This window comes from Methylibium sp. T29 (assembly GCF_000576205.1).
GTDB lineage: Bacteria > Pseudomonadota > Gammaproteobacteria > Burkholderiales > Burkholderiaceae_C > Methylibium > Methylibium petroleiphilum.
Genome location: NZ_AZND01000484.1, coordinates 1 through 1,383, shown reverse-complemented (window position 1 = coordinate 1,383; position 1,383 = coordinate 1). Strand labels below are relative to the sequence as shown.

Sequence of the window (1,383 nt, the reverse complement as noted above, 5' to 3'; positions counted from 1 at the left end):
GACCTGCAGGCCTGGACCGCCGGGCGGCAACACCGCGGCATCGTGGCGCATCCCCGGCCGCCGGCGGACGCGCGCGACTTCGAGCGGGCCCCCGCGCTCTGGGTGCTCGGCAGCTCCGACTACGGCGCCCGGCTCGCGGCGCACTTCGGCCTGCCCTACGCCTTCGCCTACTTCTTCATGGACGGCCAGGGCGTCGAGCAGGCCCTGTCGCTGTATCGCGCGCTGTACCAGCCGAGCGAACGGCACCCGACGCCGCAGGCCACGATCTGCGTCTGGGCGCTCGCCGCCGACAGCGAGGCCGAGGCACGGCACCACGCGCTCAGCCGCGACCGCTGGCGGATCGACCGCGCTCGCGGCCGTCTTGGCCCGCTGCTGTCGCCCGACGCAGTTGCCGAACGCGGCTTCAGCGCCGAGGAAGGACCGGCCCTGGAGGCCCAGCAACGCAAGGCCTTCGTCGGCAGCGCCCCGCAGGTCGCCGCGCAGCTGAGGGAGCTGGCGACCGCGCTGGGGCTCGATGAACTGGTGGTCAACACCTGGGCGCACGACCCGGCCGTGCGCCGCCGCTCCTATGCGCTGCTGGCGCGCGAGTTCGGCCTGGCGCCGGACCTCGCAACAACACCCCCGGAGAACGCCGCATGAGCTTTCGCCCGCTCGCACTGCCGCCCGGGGTCGCCGGTCGGGTGTGGCTGTCGCCGATGCCGGGCCGGCTGCAACCCTGGGAGCGGTTCGTCACCGTGGCGCGCGATGCCGGGCTGACGCGCATCGTCTGCTTGACACCCCTCGAGGAGATCGCCGAGCTGTCGCCCGACTACGCGGCGGCCATCGAATCGCACACCCTGCCCTGCCAATGGCAGGCGCTACCGATGCGCAACTACGGCGTCGCGCCGGATCTACCGGCCTTCCAGGTCGGGATCGAGGAGATGGCGCTCGCCCTGGGCCGCGGCGAGGTCCTGCTGCTGCATTGCGCTGCCGGCATCGGCCGCACCGGCACCGCCGCCGCCTGCCTGCTCAAGCGCCTGGGTCTGAGCACCGATGCGGCACTGCAGCAGGTGCGCGAAGCCGGGTCGAACCCCGAATCGGCACGGCAGTCGGGCTGGATCGAGACCTTCTGAGCGCAGGTGCCGGCGACGTTCGGAACCAATTTGTCAGCTTTACGTCATACTTCCGACAGGCGCCCTTCCACCGATCGGCCGCCTGCAGACTCTGACAAGGAACAGGACATGAAGCGTTGGTGGCTTGGTGTGGTGATGGCGGCGTCGCTGGCAGTGGGGCTGGCCCCGACGCTCGTGGAGGCCAAGCGCCTCGGCGGTGGCGGTTCGGCCGGCATGAAGCGCAGCCTGCCGCCGCGCAGCACCCCGGACGCGCCGCCGGCCAAGCCGGCCG

Annotated in this window: 2 protein-coding genes; both read left to right on the top strand. The window is 72.4% G+C overall.

Annotated features, from left to right (window positions below; genetic code table 11):
* Window positions 1–639 (top strand): LLM class flavin-dependent oxidoreductase (locus x551_RS22225; RefSeq protein ID WP_036251656.1); only part of this gene is annotated, 639 nt, incomplete at its 5' end.
* Entirely contained in the window at window positions 636–1,112 is a 477-nt protein-coding gene (locus tag x551_RS22220) for a tyrosine-protein phosphatase (RefSeq protein WP_036235532.1), read from the top strand. The genes x551_RS22225 and x551_RS22220, both read left to right, overlap by 4 nt.
* Window positions 1,113–1,383: the final 271 nt, after the last annotated feature.

What these genes read in the sequence shown, in the direction of transcription:
- x551_RS22220 (WP_036235532.1), top strand. Translation starts at nt 636, where the DNA reads ATGAGCTTTCGCCCGCTCGCACTGCCGCCCGGGGTCGCCGGTCGGGTG.